The organism is Pseudomonadota bacterium (assembly GCA_010028905.1).
Classification (GTDB): domain Bacteria; phylum Vulcanimicrobiota; class Xenobia; order RGZZ01; family RGZZ01; genus RGZZ01.
Window position 1 is genome coordinate 1 of record RGZZ01000571.1, and the last position, 2921, is coordinate 2921.

The following is a 2921-nucleotide window of genomic DNA, read 5'->3' on the forward strand; positions in this document are numbered from 1 at the left end:
GTAGAAGCCCATTTGGGCTTATACCCGTGAGTAGAAGCCCATTTGGGCTTATACCCGTGAGTAGAAGCCCATTTGGGCTTATACCCGTGAGTAGAAGCCCATTTGGGCTTATACCCGTCTGTAGAAGCCCATTTGGGCTTATACTCAAAAACCCGTGCCTGGCGACTGCGACCACCCCAGGTGTCAGATGACACACCCTGGCACGCGCGAAAGAGGCATCCCCATCTCGGTGGCGTACCTCCCCCCCATGTCATTTCCGGGTCCAGACTGCCTGGGACGCGGCATCGTGCTGACGCCCGAGGCGCCCCTCCCCCCTGCGTTCGTCGGCTGCGAGGTCGTGACCGTTGACCCGCGCACGCTTGAGCGTCCGGCAACCGCCCTGGCCGCGCTGCACCGCGCCTGGAGCCAGCGGCGTCGGGTCGTCGTGCGGCTCTCGGTGAAGCCTGAGATGGTACGAGAACCGGAGACCGGAGCTCGCGCGAGAGCGGCTCGCCTTCCTCATCTGGGCCAACTGCTACGACGCCACCGAAGGCTCGCCCACGTGGCGCCTCGCCCAGCATGCGTGCGCGCGGCTGGGTGCCTCCCCCTCCGAACAGGCGGACGTCCAGCTCCCAGACGGGCAGCACGTTTGGATCGACGGCGGTCCACGGGGAGGGCTGCCCATCGCCGTGGTCCACGGCGAATCGCTGGCGCTCTCGCGTCTCACCCTCACCCACCCGTCTGACGAGACCGCCCCCGACACCGCCCTCGCCGATGATCAGCGCCGAGCCGTGCTCCACCCATCGGGAGCGGCCCGCGTGATCGCCCCCGCGGGCTCGGGAAAGACACGGGTGATGGCCGCGCGCCTGCATCACCTGCTTGTCGACCGAGGATACGAAGCCGACTGCGTCACCGCCGTCGCCTACAACAAGCGCGCGGCCAGCGAGCTCGAGGCGCGGGTGAACGGTCTCGGCGCCCGCGTCAAGACCCTGCACGCCCTCGGCTGGGAGGTCTTGCGATCGCGAGGCGATCTGAAGCTGCTCAACGAGCGCGATGTGCGTCAGCGCATCATGCGTCTCGCGCGAATCGAGCCGCAGAAAGGTCGTGACCCGCTGGCGGCCTGGGTGGAAGCCCTGGCTGAGGTGCGTCTGGGCCTGCGGGCACCCGCTGACGTGGAGCGCGACCGAGGCGAGGCGCTCGTGGGTTTCTCCGATTTCTTCACGCGCTACCGAGAGGCCCTGAAACGCGAGGGGGCCTGCGATCACGATGAGCAGATCTACGGCGCCATCGAGGTGCTGCTGACCCATCCGGAGACACGCCGGCGCTTGCAGCGCCAGTGCAGGCACCTGCTGGTCGACGAGTTCCAGGACCTCACCCCCGCCTACATGCTGCTCATCCGCCTCGCCGCATCGCCAGGCTACCAGGTGTTTGGGGTGGGCGACGACGATCAGGTCATCTACGGGTATCTCGGCGCCACGCCAGATTTCCTGATCCGCTACGACCGCTACTTCCCGGGAGCCGCGTCACACGCACTCGAATCGAACTACCGCTGTCACACCGAGATCGTCGACGCCGCCCGCCGCCTGCTCGCCAGGAACCGGAAGCGGGTTGCGAAGCAGATCACAGGGGCCGCTCCCACAAGCGATGGTGGGCTCTCGGTGGTGAGCGTCGATGGCGCCGACATGGCCAATCGCATGACCGAAACGGTGAAGATGCTCCTCGCGCACGGGCATCGGCACCAGAACATCGCCGTGCTGTCACGCGTCAACGACAGCCTCATGCCCGTGCAGATGGGGCTTCGCGCCGCTGGCGTGCCCTGTGACACCGTGGTCGATGGCGGACTGCTCGAGCGCAGCGGCGTGCGCGCCGCCTTGGCGTGGCTCTCGCTGGCCAGCGGTCCCGAGCGCATGTCGGGCGAGCTTCTCGGCGAGGCCATGTCACGACCCGCGCGCAAGATGTATCGCGCCACCATCGAGCGCGTCTCTCACACCGACACGCTCACCGAGCAGCAGCTGAAGGTGCTCGCGAAATCGCTGCGCGACTGGGAGGGCGACGAGGTGATGCAGTTCGTGTTCGACCTGCAGAGCCTGCGCAGGCTGGCGGCGCAGGGCGCCACCACGCTCGCGCTGCTGCAGCGGCTGCGCGGCTCGATGGGGCTCGGCAGAGATCTCGACACGCTTGACCACTCACGCTCCGATGCCTCGGGCAGCAACCACGTCGACCAGCTCATCGCTCTCGAGCAGGTGGCCGCGCTGCACCCGTCCCCCGCAACGTTCGAGGAATGGGTGCGCGAGCAGCTGCGCACCCCGCCAGACCGCGGCGGGGTGACCCTCTCGACGGTTCATCGGGTGAAGGGCATGGAGTGGGACGTGGTGCTGATCTACCACGCCACCGAAGGATTGATGCCGCATCGGCTCTGCAGTGATGTGGAAGAGGAGCGGAGGGTCTTCCACGTCGCGCTCACCCGAGGCCGACGAATGGTGTACGTCTTCACGGAGCGAGGACGCCCATCGCCATTCGTGGCAGAGGCAAATGGTGAGCCTGTGACACGCGGGCCAGGCACGAGCGCCCGAAAAGAAGAAACGCCCACCCCGAGTTCACGGGGAAGGCGCAACGAGCCACGAGGCCCCTCAAGAGGCCGACGCAGGCACTAGAGCGGCGCCTCCTCGAAGTGGAGCGGCATCGGATGGTTCTTGGTATCGTGGATCTCGAGCGGCTCGCTCAGCATGGGGGCAGCGTCGAGCTCCTTGTGAGCCGGCTCGGGGATGTTGTGCACCCGCGCGAGCGAGGCGGCAGGCGTCGTGCCCTTGATCTGGTTGGTAACCATCTCCCCGGAGACCTTCTTGATGTCGTCGGGCACGTCGCCCAGCAGCTGCTCGATGAGGCGCTGCTCGCGCGACTGGCGCGAACCGTCGGCGCTGCCCACGTTGCGGACCGAGGGG

Annotated in this window: 2 protein-coding genes; one reads left to right on the forward strand and one right to left on the reverse strand. The window is 67.2% G+C overall.

Annotated features, from left to right (window positions below):
- Positions 1-668 precede the first annotated feature (668 nt).
- A complete protein-coding gene (locus EB084_22920) occupies positions 669-2633 on the forward strand; it encodes an ATP-dependent helicase (GenBank protein NDD31116.1) in 1965 nt (654 codons plus the stop codon).
- Here EB084_22920 and EB084_22925 read toward each other — a convergent pair.
- Positions 2630-2905: a hypothetical protein gene (locus EB084_22925; GenBank protein NDD31117.1), complete on the reverse strand. Its 276-nt coding sequence runs from the start codon at positions 2903-2905 to the stop codon at positions 2630-2632. The genes EB084_22920 and EB084_22925 overlap by 4 nt on opposite strands.
- Positions 2906-2921 lie beyond the last annotated feature (16 nt).